Source organism: Micromonospora sp. NPDC047620 (assembly GCF_043205005.1).
GTDB lineage: Bacteria > Actinomycetota > Actinomycetes > Mycobacteriales > Micromonosporaceae > Micromonospora.
The window spans coordinates 72,401-89,090 of record NZ_JBIDDG010000001.1; the positions used below are offsets into that span (position 1 = coordinate 72,401).

The 16,690-nt window shown below is 70.4% G+C and carries 11 protein-coding genes; 10 read left to right on the top strand and 1 reads right to left on the bottom strand.

Translation table 11 applies throughout. The features are described from left to right. The first annotated feature begins 161 nt into the window (after positions 1-161). The 6 genes from ACGF5C_RS00285 to ACGF5C_RS00310 all read left to right on the top strand — a co-directional run bounded on the left by ACGF5C_RS00285 (position 162) and on the right by ACGF5C_RS00310 (position 7,840). Positions 162-536, top strand: a complete 375-nt coding sequence (locus tag ACGF5C_RS00285) for a nucleotide pyrophosphohydrolase (protein ID WP_393295193.1) — start codon at positions 162-164, stop codon at positions 534-536. 117 nt (positions 537-653) lie between these two features. Continuing rightward, positions 654-2,561 carry a DNA/RNA helicase domain-containing protein gene (locus ACGF5C_RS00290; RefSeq protein ID WP_393295196.1) on the top strand — a complete coding sequence of 636 codons (1,908 nt, stop codon included), beginning with the start codon at positions 654-656 and terminating at the stop codon, positions 2,559-2,561. 167 nt (positions 2,562-2,728) lie between these two features. Beyond that, complete coding sequence (locus ACGF5C_RS00295) at positions 2,729-4,633, top strand: DNA/RNA helicase domain-containing protein (protein WP_393295199.1); 1,905 nt, start codon at positions 2,729-2,731, stop codon at positions 4,631-4,633. Positions 4,634-4,833: 200 nt separating this feature from the next. Then, a complete protein-coding gene (locus ACGF5C_RS00300; protein WP_393295202.1) occupies positions 4,834-5,019 on the top strand; it encodes a hypothetical protein in 186 nt (61 codons plus the stop codon). Next, the gene (locus ACGF5C_RS00305) at positions 5,016-6,302 is read left to right on the top strand and encodes a PIN-like domain-containing protein (protein ID WP_393295205.1); all 1,287 of its coding nucleotides are present in this window, start codon (positions 5,016-5,018) and stop codon (positions 6,300-6,302) included. The genes ACGF5C_RS00300 and ACGF5C_RS00305 overlap by 4 nt, the downstream gene beginning before the upstream one ends. A gap of 26 nt (positions 6,303-6,328) precedes the next feature. Beyond that, a complete protein-coding gene (locus ACGF5C_RS00310) occupies positions 6,329-7,840 on the top strand; it encodes an HNH endonuclease (protein WP_393295208.1) in 1,512 nt (503 codons plus the stop codon). 261 nt (positions 7,841-8,101) lie between these two features. Here ACGF5C_RS00310 and ilvD read toward each other — a convergent pair whose 3' ends face one another. After that, positions 8,102-9,949 (bottom strand): dihydroxy-acid dehydratase, encoded by a 1,848-nt coding sequence (ilvD, locus tag ACGF5C_RS00315; protein WP_393295211.1) that lies wholly within the window; start codon positions 9,947-9,949, stop codon positions 8,102-8,104. 129 nt (positions 9,950-10,078) lie between these two features. Between ilvD and ACGF5C_RS00320 the strand changes: the two genes are divergently transcribed. The 4 genes from ACGF5C_RS00320 to ilvC all read left to right on the top strand — a co-directional run bounded on the left by ACGF5C_RS00320 (position 10,079) and on the right by ilvC (position 16,326). Further along, positions 10,079-12,523 carry a putative bifunctional diguanylate cyclase/phosphodiesterase gene (locus ACGF5C_RS00320; protein WP_393295909.1) on the top strand — a complete coding sequence of 815 codons (2,445 nt, stop codon included), beginning with the start codon at positions 10,079-10,081 and terminating at the stop codon, positions 12,521-12,523. A gap of 188 nt (positions 12,524-12,711) precedes the next feature. After that, positions 12,712-14,598, top strand: a complete 1,887-nt coding sequence (locus ACGF5C_RS00325; RefSeq protein ID WP_393295214.1) for an acetolactate synthase large subunit — start codon at positions 12,712-12,714, stop codon at positions 14,596-14,598. Between the two features lie 73 nt (positions 14,599-14,671). Beyond that, positions 14,672-15,187 (top strand): acetolactate synthase small subunit, encoded by a 516-nt coding sequence (ilvN, locus tag ACGF5C_RS00330; RefSeq protein WP_393295217.1) that lies wholly within the window; start codon positions 14,672-14,674, stop codon positions 15,185-15,187. 125 nt (positions 15,188-15,312) lie between these two features. Beyond that, complete coding sequence (gene ilvC / locus ACGF5C_RS00335; RefSeq protein WP_357695373.1) at positions 15,313-16,326, top strand: ketol-acid reductoisomerase; 1,014 nt, start codon at positions 15,313-15,315, stop codon at positions 16,324-16,326. The last annotated feature ends 364 nt before the right edge of the window (positions 16,327-16,690 follow it).

Here is a 16,690-nt window from a genome sequence, read left to right on the forward strand (position 1 = left end):
GAGTCGGCGACGTTCACCGTGAGCTGCGACGCCGCTGCACCCGGCGGCACTGACCAGCCGTCCGGTGCTGCACTGTCAACGACCTGGCCGGCTGACCGGGCACGCCCGCCGTGCCACGATCTCCCTTCCGGCTCCGACTCGACGAAGCGAGCAGTGACACCATGAGAGACAGCGACGACCGTAGCCCGCAAACCGTCGCGGAGCTCGCCGAACAGCTTCGCAGGTTCGCCGAGGACCGGGAGTGGCAGCAGTTCCACACGCCGAAGAACCTGGCGATGGCGTTGGCCGGTGAGGTCGGTGAACTGCTGGCGGAGTTGCAGTGGCTCACGCCGGAGGAGTCGGTCCGGTTGATGACCGATCCGGGATTGGCTGGCCGGGTGCGCGCCGAGATCGGGGACGTCATGATCTACCTGACCCGGATGGCCGACGTGCTTGGGATCGACCTGGTTCGGGCGGCGGACGACAAGCTGGCGGAGGTGGCTCAGCGGTACCCGGCGGACCGCACGCGCGGCTCGGCCGCGAAGCGCCGCCCGTGATAGGCCCAGATTGATCTTCTGGATAGGGTTCGGGTGGAAGGCGATCCGACGGGCTTCCGGAAGCACGGACATGCCCCCATTCGCGTGAACGCTTCGTGCTGCCTGGAGGGTGCTTCCATGTCGGCGTACCGCACGTCTGCTGCTGGACTGTTGTGCCTCGCCAGCGAGGGCACACTGGTCGACGTGCTGGCCGAGCGGGCCCGGAACAGCGGTCACGGAGTGGCTCCTGCTGAGAAGCGGGCCTGGGCGCGAAGTCTGCCCGTGCTCGCACAGGACCTTGTCGACGCCGGCCTGGCCCAGATGGAGGTGCTGGTCGAGTACCAGCTTCCGCTGACCAGCCGGCGCGTCGACGTGGTGCTGGCGGGGGTCGACCCGCGCACCGGGGACGACTCCTACCTGGTGGTCGAGCTGAAGCAATGGAGCTATGCCACGGCCTACGAGGGTTCGGACACCCTGGTGGCCGTCGAGCATGTCCGGGGACCACGGCTGCACCCCGGTGTCCAGGTGGCTGACTACTGCCGCTATCTCAGCGACTTCCTGGGGATCCTCGGTCGGGAGCAGAAGCGCTTGGGTGGCGTCGCGTATCTACACAACGCGGTGGACCGGGACGTCGTCGACCTGCTCGACCGGCCGGCCACCGAGCAGAGCCGGATCTTCACCGGGCAACGTCGGGGGCAGTGGCTCGACTATCTGCGCAGCCGGTTCGCTCCGAACTCTGGAGCGGGCGCCGCGGATCGGTTCCTGACCAGCACCGTGCGTCCCAGCCGGCACCTGCTGGCGTACGCGGCTGCCGAACTGAAGGAACGCTCGCACTTCACCCTGTTGGACGAGCAGCACGTCGCGTACGAGTTGGTCATGCACGCGGTCGAGCGGGCCCGGACGGCGAACCACAAGCGGGCGGTGGTGGTAGCGGGTGGGCCGGGCAGTGGCAAGAGCGTCATCGCGCTGTCGGTTCTCGGCGAGCTGGCGAGACAGAACCGGTCTGTGCTTCATGCCACCGGCTCCCGGTCCTTCACCCAGACCCTGCGCCGCTACGCCGGCCGGGGGTCGAGCCGGCTGCAGAGCCTGTTCAAGTACTTCAACAGCTTCATGGAGGCAGACGCCAACGACATCGAGGTGCTGATCTGCGACGAGGCGCACCGGGTACGCGAGACCTCGGTGAATCGCTACACGCCGAAGGCGCGTCGCGACGTCGCCCGCCCACAGTTGGAGGAACTCGTCACCGTGGCCCGGGTGCCGGTCTTCCTCCTCGACGAGCATCAGGTCGTCAAGCCCGGTGAGCTGGGCAACGTCGAAGTCATCTCGGCGTTCGCCGAGAAGTTGGGCCTGGAGGTCGACGTCGTCTCGCTGCACGACCAGTTCCGCTGCGGCGGCAGTGAGGCGTATGAGCAGTGGGTCCTGGACCTGCTCGGCCTCGACGAAGGCGAGCCCACCGTCTGGGCGGGCGACGGCCGATTCGATGTGCGAATCGCCGAGTCGCCCCAGGAGATGGAGGACTATCTGGCCACGCGGCAGCTGAGCAGCGGCACGGCCAGGATGTCGGCCGGGTACTGCTGGTCGTGGAGCGATCCGAGGCCGGACGGCACGCTCGTGCCGGACGTGACGGTCGGGGGCTGGGCCAGGCCGTGGAACGTCAAGAGTGAACGTAGCGTCGGCGACGCCCCGGGCAGCGCCTACTGGGCCACCGACCCGAACGGGTTTGGGCAGGTCGGCTGTGTCTACACCGCCCAGGGCTTCGAGTACGACTGGTCCGGGGTGATCATCGGCCCAGACCTCGTGGCCAGGAGCGGGCGGCTGGTGACCCGCCGCGAGGAGTCCAGGGATCCCGCGTTCCGCAGCCGAAAATCGGTCAGCGACGAGGAGGCGGACCGGCTCATCCGCAACACCTACAAAGTGCTGCTGACCCGCGGGATGCGGGGCAGTGTGCTGTACGCGACGGACCCGGAGACCCGCGAGTACCTGCGCCAGTTGGTGCGGGTCGAGTGGGCCCCGGAGACCCGGTACGAGCCGGATGTGGACCGGTAGTCGCTGCGGCGTTGCGCTGGGTACAGTGACCGCTGGTCAGCGGAACGACGGGCTTCCTGCGAGGGACATGCCCCCACCGCACGAGATTCTTGTGCCTTGGGAGCCCGTCAGTGTCGGCGTACCAGACCACACCTGCCCAGATCCTGGAGTTGACCAAAGCAGGGCGATTGGTCGACGAAGTGTCCGCGCACCTGGTCGATGCCGGGTACTCGGTGGAGGAGCCCGAGCGGGAGTCGTGGCGCAGCAGTCTGCCTGTACTCGCCCGACACCTCTGCGAGCTGGGTTTCAGTGATCTTGACGCGCTGGTGGAATATCAGCTTCCCCGCAGCAGCCAACGGATCGACGTCATCCTGGCGGGTGCGGAACCGACGACCCTGCGACCGGCGTACCTCGTCCTGGAGTTGAAGCAGTGGAGTGAGGCGGAGCGGTACGACGAGGTTGGCTGCCTGCTGCGAGCACGGTGGACGTCGAAGCCGCTGCTGCACCCGTCGGTGCAGGTCGAGGCGTACTGCTCCTATCTGGTGGACCACCTCGAGCGGCTGCGGGAATGGCCGGAGGCGGTGCACGGCATGGCGTACTTGCACAACGCCACTGCAGACAGCATCCCCGATCGGCCGTTGCCCCGGACCTACCGCAACATGCTCTACACGCCGGACCGCGCGGAACGTCTCCCCGGTTACCTGGCCGCGAGGTTCTCCAGGGTCCGGGACGGGCGTGCCGCGCAGCGGTTGTTGACCAGCCCGGTGCGGCAGAGCGCACGTCTGCTGGCGACTGCAGCGGACGAGGTGGGCAACCGGGGGCATTTCGTCCTGCTCGACAAGCAGCGTGAGGCGTACGAGCTGGTCATGCGGGCGGTGCGGTGGGCCGACGCGGGTCGACGCAAGCGAGTAGTGATCGTCTCCGGCGGACCGGGCACCGGCAAGAGCGCCATCGCGCTCGACCTCTTCGCCGACCTGCTTCGGAAGGGGCGACAGGTCAACCATGCCACCGGCTCGAAGGCATTCACCCGGACCCTGCAGCTCTACGCCCGCGAGCAGCCGCTGCACCCGTCGCAACGGTCGGATCGGTTGTTCAAGTACTTCATGAACTTCACCACCGGCCGGAAGAACGGCCTCGACGTGCTGATCTGCGACGAGTCGCACCGGATCCGGGAGCGCACGACACGTGGCAACTGGCGCGCCCCCCGACCGCAGGTGCAGGAGTTGATCGACGCGGCGAAGGTGCCGGTCTTCCTTTTGGACGACCATCAGATCGTGCGACCGGACGAGGTGGGCAGCGTCGCCGCGATCAGGGAGGCGGCCGAGCGCCTGGACCTGGAGGTGGACGACGTCACCCTGGGCGCGCAGTTCCGGTGTGGCGGGAGCCCGCGCTACGAACGGTGGGTGCGCTGTCTGCTGGGGCTGGAGAACGCGGACCCGCACCGGTGGATTGGGGACGAGAACTTCCGGCTGGGACTGGCCAACTCGCCTGAGGAGATGGAATCGATCCTTCGGCACCGCAACGACCAGGGCGAGACGGCCAGGATCTCGGCGGGCTTCTGCTGGCCGTGGACGTTGCAGGCGCGGAACGGGCGGCTGGCGCCGGACGTCCGCATCGGCGCGTGGGCGCGCCCGTGGAACGCCTTCGAGGAACACCCGCCGCCCGGTATCCCGTCGAGTTCCTACTGGGCGACGGATCCCGGCGGCTTTCGCCAGATCGGCTGCATCTACACCGCTCAGGGATTCGAGTACCACTGGTCAGGAGTGATTCTGGGCCCCGACCTGGTAGTACGGGGCGGCCGGTTCGTCACCCGCGCCGGTGAGCTGCGTGATTCCAAGCTGGTGTCCCGCGACGGAAGAATCAAGGCGAAGAACCCCGACCGGTTGATCCGTAACGCGTACAAGGTGCTGCTCACCCGGGGATTGTTCGGCACTCTTCTCTACTCGGTCGATCCGGAGACACAGGAATTCCTGTCGCGGCTGATTCCTCCACCCCGTCGTCGTGGCCCGGTGGTGGCGCCGGGCGTGCGGCGGGTTGGCGACGAACGCGTGGGAGCCCAGCAGGAACTGTCGGATTTCCGACGGAAGAACTGACAGGGCGGCGTAGGGCGCCCGAATTCCCTGGTGAGGCGCCGAATCGGAGTGATCAATACCGCCTTCGTCGTCCGGTTCACTTGTCCTGACCTTCCGGCTATGGGCAGGAATCACAGTGGACGGTACCGTCCACCGGGCTGTAGGACGGTCTGGTTATCCGGGAGTGACACTGATGATCGGGCAGGAACGCGCAACGTGGCATGCGTGAGGGATCACCGCGCTGGGAGCAGATCAATCCGAGTGCGTACCCGCACGAGCAGGACGGCCTGCGCGAGTTCGCCTCCTACCTGCCGGACGCCGAGCCGTACCACGTCTGGGCCAACGTGGGCGGACCGTCCAACCCTGGTCGCGCTGCGCGGTCTGAGAGACCAGGCGAGCAGCCATGAGTAGGGGAGAGGACAACGTGCCGAGCCACAAGGACCTGGGCGGCATCTTCGACGGCTTCGAGGGATATCGCAGCGTGGAGCGTGCAGACCTGGACCGAGTGCTGCGGTCGGGCATCGTCGCGCTCGACACCAACCTGCTCCTGGATCTCTACCGCTACTCGAAGAGTGCCAGGGAACAGGTCTTCGCGGCTTTGGAAGCGGTACCCGCAGCCCTGTTCATGCCCGCGCAGGTACAGAAGGAGTTCTGGCGTAATCGGGATCAGGTCATCCGTGAGGTGATCGCTACCAACTCGGTGAGCGGCCTACGGGAGGCCAGAAAGAAGGCATCCGGGGAGCTTGCTTCCTGGGGCACCCGGACGATGTCAGAGAGCGAGGCCAAAGAACTCCATGACCTGTTGGACGCTGCGTTCAGGCAGGTGATCGCCCGGGTCGAGCAGGGTGGGAGTGGGCTCAACCTTCGGGCGGCGCTCAGGGACATCGCAGACGACCCGGTCCTCGGAAGGCTCGCTGCCCTGTTCCAGGGACGCGTTGGACGCCCCTTCACGGCGGAGCGACTGACCGAACTCGTGGCGGCCGGCCGACAGCGCTACGCCCGAAGGATTCCTCCGGGCTACATGGACGCGGACAAGCCTGGGCAGCAGGAGGAGGGCACGGGCGACTACCTGGTCTGGGAACAACTAATCCAGCGCGCGTCGGCCGAGGGCAAGGATCTCCTGTTTGTCACGCGTGACCGCAAGGAGGACTGGTGGCGGCTCGACGCGGCGCGGGAACCGATAGGGCCGCGTGTCGAGCTGATCAACGAGATGGCCGACCGAGCTGGCGTCCGTTTCTACATGGCCGTCCCCGAGGACTTTCTAGAGGCGGCATCCGAGGCGTTTGAGGTAGAGGTCAGCGAGAGCACGCTGGACACCACGGAGCGCTTGGCTGAGGAGCCTGAGCCCGACGGACCCGTGCCCTGGTCGCGGGAGCTGTTCGAGACGCTGCTGTCTCGGCTTGAGGAGTCCGGCTACCCGCTGCGCGCCACGGTGCTGCGTGAGGCAGCCCGGGACGCGAAGGGCTTCGTGCCAAGGCAGCGTGTCTACGAACTTGGCGAGTATCACGATGGGCGCCTTCTGGTCGGGTTCACCCGCCCGGTTATGGGGGCCATGCGCGATCTTGTTGCCACAGGAAGTCTTCCCGAAGGGCTGGAGCCTGCGCTGCGTGCCCACTACCTGCGGCCCGGCAAGGCAGAGGGCTTCGTCGTGCCCCGATCGGTGGTCGAGAGCATGGGCCGGGAGGAATGACGTTGGGAGACCGGAACGGGGATAACGTGTCCGTGCAGAGGGATGGCGGGCTGCCCCAGTTGGTGTTACAGCTGCGGGGCGGTGCCAAAAACCGGGGCCCGCAGAACTACGCGCATTCCGTCGAGCGGGGGATCCGGCTGGCGGACATCGCGGCAGAACTTGGTTCCGACCTGGCGGTCCTCGCCGCGCTCTACCCTGATGGCGTGGCTCGCTTCTGGGGATCCACGCCGACCAACCAGCTCAACAACTACAAGGCGCGTGCGCTGCGTGACCGGCGGGTCGGTGACGACGTGCTCTTCTACGCCGACACGGCGTTCTATTCGCGGGCCCGAATCCTGCACCTGCTGCACAACCCGGCTGCGGCGAGGCAGATCTGGGGGACGGACGACGACGGGCAGACCTGGGAACACATCATGGCGCTCGGGGACATCGAGCCCCTCGTACGGCCCGTTCCGGCGGGGCCGGTCCTGCGTCAGCTCGGGCTGGGCGTCCCGCTGCGGAGCCTCACCCTGGTAGGTGCCCCTGAATTCGCCATGATCACGCCGCTGCTGGCCGACGCGGGCATTACGCCGCGCACGCCCGTCGGCAGCCCTCCTCGGAAGATGACTCGTAAGCGGTTGTTCAAGGCATTGGATCGGCTCGTCGATGCCTGCCGAGGGCACGATCGAGACCCGTCCGTCCACGGCCTGCCCCTGACCGCGCTCTGGGCCATTGGGCGGATCGCTTCGGGCGAGCATCGCCCTGCCTCAGCGCAGGAACTCAAGTCCGGCCTGGAGCCCGTCCTTGAGCGGTATGGCGCGGCATCCGGAGACCAACCAGGCTCTGCGGAGCCCTTCTGGAGGTTGCGGGACAGCGGGCTGTGGGACATCGTCGGCAGCGACGATCGCTGGGAAATCGATCCTTCCGGCTTCCACGAAGGGAGCGGGTCCAACGTCAGCGCTGGGCATGTCTCCTCAGCGGGCTTCACACCCGCGGTGACGGCACTGCTCAGTGAGCCGGAGGTCCAGGGCCGTGCGGTGGTCATGCTGTCGACTGCGCTGGCTGCTGACGTCGACCGGGCGGCGCTTCTCGCGGAGGTGGGTCTCGCCGGCTACGACTCGGCGTCCGGGGTACTGGACACCGGGAACGGTGCAGGATCCGGTGCGGGTGAACAGGGACCTGCCAAGCGGAGGGCGGTGCTCACTGAGCGCATTGTCCGAAGCACGGCGGTTGCGGAGCGGGTCAAGCGACTCCACGGGCACCGTTGCCAGGTCTGTAAGACTCGGCTGACGACCCGGTACGGCTTCTACAGCGAGGCCGCCCACATCCGAGGGCTGGGTAGACCTCACGAGGGCCCGGACCAGGACGACAACGTTCTCTGTCTCTGCCCGAACCACCACGTCCAGTTCGACGCCTTCGCCATCTTCATCGACAGCGACCTCGTCGTCCGACGGACATCTGATGGCGAGAAGATTGGCAAGCTGCGGCTGCACCCGAAGCATGCGATCGGGCCGGATCACCTTCAGTACCATCGGCGGTTCTGCGGGATGGCTGACTAGCGCTCAGCGAAGCGCGGCGATGATTCGGCCCACGCCAGTGGACGGGTTGCCCTTCGGGGCGGGTCGAGCCGATCCGCCCGGCGGAGGGCATCCTCGATTCGGTTGCGGAACCTGTCGAAGTTGAGCGCGGTCTTGTCCCAGTTTGGGTCGTGTTTCCGTAGCAGGTCGCGTGCTTTGGAGGAGCCGGTCCGGTTCGTCGCCCTGACAGGTTGATGAGGCTGCCGGGCTGTCCCATCAGGCGATGAACGGGCCCGGCACCTGTCACTCCGGGACGCGGCGGTAGGCGCCGTCGCTGGCCGAGGTCGCCATCGAGGCGTACGCGCGCAGCGCCGCGGACACCGGCCGCTGCCGGTCGACCGGGGTGTACGGCCGGTCGCGCTTCTCCTGGGCGACCCGGCGGGCCTGGAGCACGTCATCCGGCACGTCCAGCTCGATCGAGCGGCCCGGGATGTCGATGACGATCTCGTCGCCGGGCTCGACGAGGGCGATCAGCCCGCCGGAGGCGGCCTCGGGGGAGACATGCCCGATGGACAGGCCGGAGGTGCCGCCGGAGAAGCGCCCGTCGGTGAGCAGCGCGCAGGCCCGGCCCAGCCCCCGGCCCTTCAGGAAGGAGGTGGGGTAGAGCATCTCCTGCATGCCGGGGCCGCCCTTCGGCCCCTCGTAGCGGATCACCACCACGTCGCCGGCGACGACCTCCTTGGCGAGGATCGCCGACACGGCGTCGTCCTGGGACTCGTAGACCTTGGCGGGGCCACGGAAGGTCAGGCACTCCTCGGGCACCCCGGCGGTTTTCACCACGCAGCCGTCCGGGGCCAGGTTGCCGTGCAGGATGGCCAGCCCGCCGTCGGCGCTGTAGGCATGGGCGAGGTCCCGGACGCAGCCGCCGGCCGCATCGGTGTCCAGCGACGACCAGCGGTTGGTGGTGGAGAACGGCTCGGTGGTGCGCACCCCGCCGGGCGCGGCGTGGAACAGTTCGACCGCCTCCGGCGTCGGCGAGCCGCCCCGGACGTCCCAGTCGGCCAGCCAGCGCTCCAGGCTGGGGGAGTGCACCGCGTGCACGTCCCGGTTGAGCAGGCCGGCCCGGTCCAGCTCGCCGAGGATGGCCGGGATGCCGCCGGCCCGGTGCACGTCCTCCATGTGGTACTGCGGGGAGTTCGGCGCGACCTTGGCCAGGCAGGGCACCCGGCGGGAGATCGCGTCGATGTCGGCGACGTCGAAGTCCAGTTCGGCCTCGCGGGCGGCGGCGAGCAGGTGCAGGATCGTGTTGGTCGAGCCGCCCATCGCCACGTCCAGGGCGACGGCGTTCTCGAACGCGGCCCGGTCGGCGATCGCGCGGGGCAGCACGGAGGCGTCGTCGCCGTCGTACCACCGCTTGGCGATCTCCACGGCGGTGCGGCCGGCCTCGACGAAGAGCGACCGGCGCGCGGCGTGGGTGGCCAGCGTCGAGCCGTTGCCCGGCAGGGCCAGCCCGATCGCCTCGGTGAGGCAGTTCATCGAGTTGGCGGTGAACATGCCGGAGCAGGAGCCGCAGGTCGGGCAGGCGGACCGCTCGATGGCGCCGAGCTGGTCCTCGGTCACGGCCTCGTTGGAGGCCGCGACCATCGCGTCGATCAGGTCGATCTTGGAGTGCACCACGCCCTCGATCGCCACCGTCTTGCCGGCCTCCATCGGCCCGCCGGAGACGAAGACGGTCGGGATGTTCAGCCGCAGCGCGGCCAGCAGCATGCCCGGGGTGATCTTGTCGCAGTTGGAGATGCAGACCAGGGCGTCGGCGCAGTGCGCGTTGACCATGTACTCGACGGCGTCGGCGATCAACTCCCGGCTGGGCAGGGAGTAGAGCATGCCGCCGTGGCCCATGGCGATGCCGTCGTCCACCGCGATGGTGTTGAACTCGCGGCCCACCCCGCCGGCCGCGGCCACTGCCTCGGCGACCAGGCCGCCGAGGTCCTTGAGGTGCACGTGACCGGGTACGAACTGGGTGAAGCTGTTGGCGATGGCGACGATCGGCTTGCCGAAGTCGTCGTCGGTCATCCCGGTGGCCCGCCACAGGGCCCGGGCGCCGGCCATCGTCCGACCGTGCGTGGAGGTCTTCGACCGCAGCTCAGGCATGCCTACCAGTGTTGCACCGCCGGCGGAGCACCCGCCGGGGGCGCGCGCCGTGTCCCAAAGGATGCACACCCGGGGCCCCACGCGGGACCCTCATCCGGCACAGTTGGGGACGTGCATCTCCCCCCGGGCATGGTCGCGGCAGCGGTGCTGTGCGGGCTGGTCGCGGCGGCGGCCAGCGCGCTGTCGGCAGCCGACGCCCGGCGGCGGTCCGGGCCGCACCGGCAGGCGCACGCGCTGCTCGCCGCGGCGTCCGCGGTCGCGCTGGCCGGCCTGCTGGTCGGGATCGCCGTGGCGTTCGCCGCCGCCGGGCACGAGGCGCACGGGCCGGACCGGCGCACGGGCTGGGCCACCGTCGTCGCGGTCGGCACGGCGGTCAGCGGGCTGCTCTTCGCCGCGGGGCTGCTCCGGCTGCCCGGCGTGGCCGCGTCGGCGGCGGCCACGGTGCGGCTGGCGCTCGACGGCGTGGTGATGGCGGCCGCGTTCTGGTTCGTCGGCTGGGTGCTGTTCTCCGAGCCCACCCGGCTGCTCGGCGACGCCACCCCGCTGGCCTGCCCGCCGATCCTGCTGGCCACGGTCAGCGCGGCCCTGACCGCCGGGACCACCCTCATCGTGGCGTTCCGCGCCCCGCCCCCGCGCCGGTTCCTCGCCGGTCTCGGCGCCGGGGCCACCATGGTGACCTGCGGCGGGCTCGGCGTCGCCACCGGCCTCTGTCAGGCCGGGCCGGGTGTGGCGCTGGCCGGGGCTGGGGTGCTCGCCGCCGGCCTGCTCGCCGCCGCGCTGGCCGCCCGGCGGGTGGACCCGGCCGGCCAGACCGACCTCGACCTGATCCGCCGCGACGGCGACCACGCGTTCGTCCCGATGTTCGCGATGGCCGCCTCGGCGATGTACCACCTCCTCCAGGACGGCCGGTTCGACGCGCTCGGCATCGTCGCCGGCAGCGTCGAGGGCTTCGCTCTGGTGACCCGGCAGTACCTGACGCTGCACGACGTGCGCGGCTACGCCCGGCGGCTGGTGGAGCGCGAGGCGCACTTCCGTGAGTTGGCGCACACCGACCCGCTGACCGGCCTGGCCAACCGGCGGGGACTGCTGCGGGCGCTGCACCGCTGCGCCGAGGCCGGCACGCCCTGCGTGCTGCTCGGCCTCGACCTCGACGGCTTCAAGAACGTCAACGACATGCACGGCCACGACGTCGGCGACGCGGTGCTGGCCGAGGTGGGCCGGCGGCTGCGCGGCAACCTGCGCCCCGGCGACGTGGCGGCCCGGCTCGGCGGCGACGAGTTCGCGGTGCTGACGCACGGCTGCCCGGCCGACGCGGACCGGGTCGCCGAGCGCCTGCTCGGCGTGCTCGGCCGCGCCTACGACCAGCCCGAGGGGCCGGTCTTCCTCTCCGTGAGCATCGGGTTGGCGGGCTGGGCCGGGGAGCCCGACGTGGAGCTGCTGCAGCGCCACGCCGACCTGGCGCTGCGCTACGCCAAGCAGCGCGGCAAGAACCGGATCGAGCGCTACGACGCCGCGTACGACCAGTTGCTGCGCCGGCGCACCACGCTCGAACACGAGCTGCGCGGTGCGATCGAGCGCGACGAGCTGCGGCTGGTGTTCCAGCCGGTGGCCTCGCTGCCCTCGGTGCGTCCGGTCGGCGCGGAGGCGCTGCTGCGCTGGCGCCACCCGACGCTGGGCAACGTCCGCCCCGACGAGTTCATCCCGCTGGCCGAGGAGTGCGGGATGATCGCCAAGCTGGGCGCCTGGGTGTTGCACCAGGCCTGCTACCAGCTCTCCCGCTGGCTGGCCGACGGCCACGACGTCTGGGTCTCCGTCAACGTCTCGCCGCGCGAGCTGCACGCCCCGGAGTACGTGGTCCAGGTCGCCGAGGCGCTGCGCGTCCACCACGTGCCGCCGCAGCGGCTGGTGCTGGAGGTCACCGAGCACGCCGTCGCGACCGACCTGGACGAGCTGATCCGGCGGCTGACCGCGCTGCGGCTGACCGGCGTCCGGATCGCGCTGGACGACTTCGGTGCCGGCTACTCCTCGCTGGGGCAGCTGCGGCGCCTGCCGATCGACATCCTCAAGATCGACCACAGCCTGGTCGCCGAGCACGAGCCGGTGCGGCCGGTGGACCGGGACGGCCCGGCCTTCGCGCCGATGGTCGACATCGTCATGCGGCTCGGTCACCAGCTCGGCCTGGAGGTCATCGCCGAGGGGGTGACCACGCGCACCGAGCTGGCCGCCGTGGTCGCCGCCGGCTGCCGCTTCGGCCAGGGCGCGCTGTCCGGCTGGGGTGTTCCGGCCGAGCACCTGGGGGCGATGCTGGAGGCGGCCACGTCCCCCGGCGCCCGGCCGGCCCCCGCCCCGGCCTCGCCCGCGTCGCCGCCCCGGCGGCTGCCGACGGCCCCCACCCCCGTCTCGCCGACCCCGCCGCCCCGGCGGCTGCCGACGGTGCCCGCCCCGCGCCTGCCAGAGCCCGAGTCCGGGCAGGTGGAGCGGGGTGCGCAGGCCCCTCGGACGGGTGAATCTCCGCACTCCGTTAACCAACATGTGGGATCAGTTGACTCATCGCGTGAGATGCGTCAGGCTTGACCGCATGTCGTCGTACCGGTCGCTGCGAGTACTTACCTGAGCGCACTCTCCCTGTCGAGAGTGCGCCGGCCCCGTGCAACCTGCACGAGGGCTTTTTTGTTGCCGTCGAACCCATCGACGGGGGCCGCGTGCCCCGCGTCACACCGCTCGAACAGCCGCACCCACTCCAGCCGAGGGGCTGAACCGCAATGACGAGACCCACGCCAGAGACACTCGCCCACTCCGCCCGGCGCGCCCGCCCGGCCGCCGAGCCCGCGACCGACGCCGACCACGCCGGCGCCACCCGCGCCGCGGCCACCCCGGCCGTCCCGGGGGTACGCACACCCGCCCCGGCCCAGGTCTCCGGAGCCGGCTCGCTCGTGCGGTCCCTCGAGGCGCTCGGCGTCGACGTCGTCTTCGGCATCCCGGGCGGCGCGATCCTGCCGGCGTACGACCCGCTCTACGACTCCACGGTCCGGCACATCCTGGTCCGCCACGAGCAGGGCGCCGGGCACGCGGCGACCGGCTACGCCCAGGCGACCGGCCGGGTCGGCGTGTGCATGGCCACCTCCGGCCCCGGCGCGACGAACCTGGTCACCCCGATCGCCGACGCGTACATGGACTCGGTGCCGATGGTGGCGATCACCGGCCAGGTCGCGCGGCCGGCGATCGGCACGGACGCCTTCCAGGAGGCGGACATCCAGGGCATCACGCTGCCGATCACCAAGCACAACTTCCTCGTGCAGAACGCCGAGGAGATCCCGCGGGTGCTGGCCGAGGCGTTCCACCTGGCCGCCACCGGCCGGCCCGGGCCGGTCCTGGTCGACATCCCCAAGGACGTCCTCCAGGCGCCCACCACCTTCACCTGGCCGCCGACGCTGGACCTGCCGGGCTACCGGCCGACCCTGCACCCGCACGGCAAGCAGATCCGCGAGGCGGCCCGGCTGATGACCACCGCCCGCCGTCCGGTGCTCTACGTCGGCGGCGGCGTGCTCAAGGCCGGCGCCACCGAGGGGCTGCGCCGGCTGGCCGAGCTGACCGGGATCCCGGTGGTCACCACGCTGATGGCGCTGGGGGCGTTCCCCGACTCGCACCAGCAGCATCTGGGCATGCCCGGCATGCACGGCACGGTCGCCGCCGTCTACGGATTGCAGAAGGCCGACCTGATCGTGGCCCTGGGCGCGCGCTTCGACGACCGGGTCACCGGCAAGCTGGACTCGTTCGCCCCGGACGCGACGGTGGTGCACGCCGACATCGACCCGGCCGAGATCGGGAAGAACCGGCACGCCGACGTCCCGATCGTCGGGGACGCCCGGCACGTCATCGACGAGCTGATCGCGGCGGTGACCACCGAACAGTCGGCCGGCCACCGCGCCGACACCGCCGACTGGTGGACCCAGCTCGACGACCTGCGCCGGCGCTACCCGCTGGGCTACGAGGAGCCGGCCGACGGCACCCTCTCCCCGCAGTACGTGATCAAGCGGCTCGGCGAGATCGCCGGCCCGGACGCGATCTACGTCGCCGGGGTCGGGCAGCACCAGATGTGGGCCTCCCAGTTCATCTCGTACGAGAAGCCGTACACCTGGTTGAACTCCGGCGGCCTCGGCACGATGGGCTACGCGGTGCCGGCGGCGATGGGTGCCAAGGTCGGCAAGCCGGACACGGTGGTCTGGGCGGTCGACGGCGACGGCTGCTTCCAGATGACCAACCAGGAGCTGGCAACCTGCGCGCTGGAGGGCATCCCGGTCAAGATCGCCCTGATCAACAACGGCAACCTCGGCATGGTGCGGCAGTGGCAGACCCTGTTCTACGGGGAGCGCTACTCCAACACCGACCTCGGCACCCACAAGCACCGCATCCCCGACTTCGTGAAGCTCGCCGAGGCGCTCGGCTGCGTCGGCCTGCGCTGCGAGAACGCGGAGGACGTCGACAGGACCATCGAGGCCGCGATGGCCATCAACGACGCCCCGGTGGTCATCGACTTCGTGGTCGGCAAGGACGCCATGGTGTGGCCGATGGTCGCCGCCGGCACCAGCAACGACGAGATCATGTTCGCCCGGGGCGTCCGCCCCGCCTTCGACGAGGACGAACTCTGACCATGAGCGAGCGAATCATTCGGTTCCGCCCCCACCCGCGTCAGGACGCGACCGTGCGCAGCGAGGTCGTGGCATGACGATTCACACCCTGTCCGTGCTGGTGGAGAACAAGCCGGGCGTCCTGGCCCGCGTTTCCGGCCTGTTCTCCCGGCGCGGCTTCAACATCGACAGCCTCGCCGTCGGCGAGACCGAGAACCCGGACGTCTCCCGGATCACCATCGTGGTCAACGCCGAGTCGTCCCCGCTGGAGCAGGTGACGAAGCAGCTCAACAAGCTGGTCAACGTGCTCAAGATCGTCGAGCTGGACCCGCAGGTCTCGGTCGCCCGGGAACTGCTCCTGGTCAAGGTGCGCGCCGACCGCGCGGCCCGGGCCCAGGTCCTGGAGACGGTCGGCCTGTTCCGGGCCCGGGTGGTCGACGTGGCACCGGACACGCTGACCATCGAGGCCACCGGCACGCCGGACAAGCTCGACGCGCTGCTGCGCGACCTCGAGCCCTTCGGCATCAAGGAGATGGTCCAGTCCGGGCTGGTGGCGATCGGGCGCGGCTCGCGTTCCATCACCGCCGGGCCCGCGCTCCGGGCCGCCTGACCCCGGCCGTCCACGCGGCGCGCCGCCTGACCCGCCCCACCTGGCCGGCGCGGCGCGCCGCCGGAAACCGCCATTCGCACAGATCCACGACGGGCCGCCCGGGCCGCCGTACGAAAGGGAAAACCATGAGCGTTGAGGTGTACTACGACGACGACGCCGACCTGGGCCTGATCCAGGGCCGGAAGGTCGCCGTGATCGGCTACGGCAGCCAGGGCCACGCGCACGCGCTGTCGCTGCGCGACTCCGGCGTCGACGTGGTGATCGGTCTGCCGGAGGGCTCCAAGAGCCGGGCCAAGGCGGAGGAGCAGGGCCTGCGGGTGGTCACACCGGCCGAGGCGGCGGCCGAGGCCGACGTCATCATGATCCTGGCGCCGGACACGGCCCAGCGCCGCCTCTACGCCGACTCGATCGCGCCGAACCTGAAGCCGGGCAAGGCCCTCTTCTTCGGCCACGGCTTCAACATCCGCTACGGCCTGATCAAGCCGCCGGCCGACGTCGACGTGGCGATGGTCGCCCCGAAGGGCCCCGGTCACCTCGTGCGCCGCCAGTACGCCGACGGCAAGGGCGTGCCCTGCCTGGTCGCCGTCGAGCAGGACGCCAGCGGCAACGCGCTCGCCCTGGCCCTGTCGTACGCCAAGGGCATCGGCGGCACCCGGGCCGGCGTGATCAAGACCACCTTCACCGAGGAGACCGAGACCGACCTCTTCGGCGAGCAGGCGGTGCTCTGCGGCGGCGCGGCGGCGCTCGTGCAGACCGGCTTCGAGGTGCTCACCGAGGCGGGCTACGCCCCCGAGGTGGCGTACTTCGAGTGCCTGCACGAGCTGAAGCTCATCGTCGACCTCATGTACGAGGGCGGCATCGCCAAGATGCGCTACAGCATCTCGGACACGGCCGAGTACGGCGACCTCTCCCGCGGGCCGCGTGTCATCGACGCCCGGGTCAAGGAGGAGATGCGCAAGATCCTCAGCGAGGTCCAGTCCGGCGAGTTCGCCCGGGAGTGGGTCACCGAGGACGAGGCGGGCCGGCCGAACTTCAGCAAGTGGCAGGCCGAGGGCGCGGCGCACCCGATCGAGGAGACCGGCCGCAAGCTGCGCGGCATGATGAGCTGGGTCGACCGCCCGATCACCGAGACTGCCTGACGAACACCCCCGGCGGCCCGGCCCGGGCGCTCTCCCCGGCGCCCGGCCGGGCCGCCTCCTTTTCCGCCACCCCACCGACACCGCTCGCCGCGCCGACGCCACCCGGCCGATCCGAGCCGGAGCCACCCGCCCCGAACGGACCTCGCCCGCCTCGCCGAGGCGGCGCGGGCGCCCCTTCGTGCGCCGTTCACCGGCAGGTCGTCGCCCGTTGTGAGGGCACTCACCCCACGGTCCGGGACATGCCGGCCGGCCGGCCACCTACGATCGCGGGTAGGTGCGTAGCCGGCACCTGACGGCCATGGCACGGATCAGTGCAGGGCGCAGCGCGGCGTCCCGCAGCCCGGCCTACCGCTCTGACGACAAC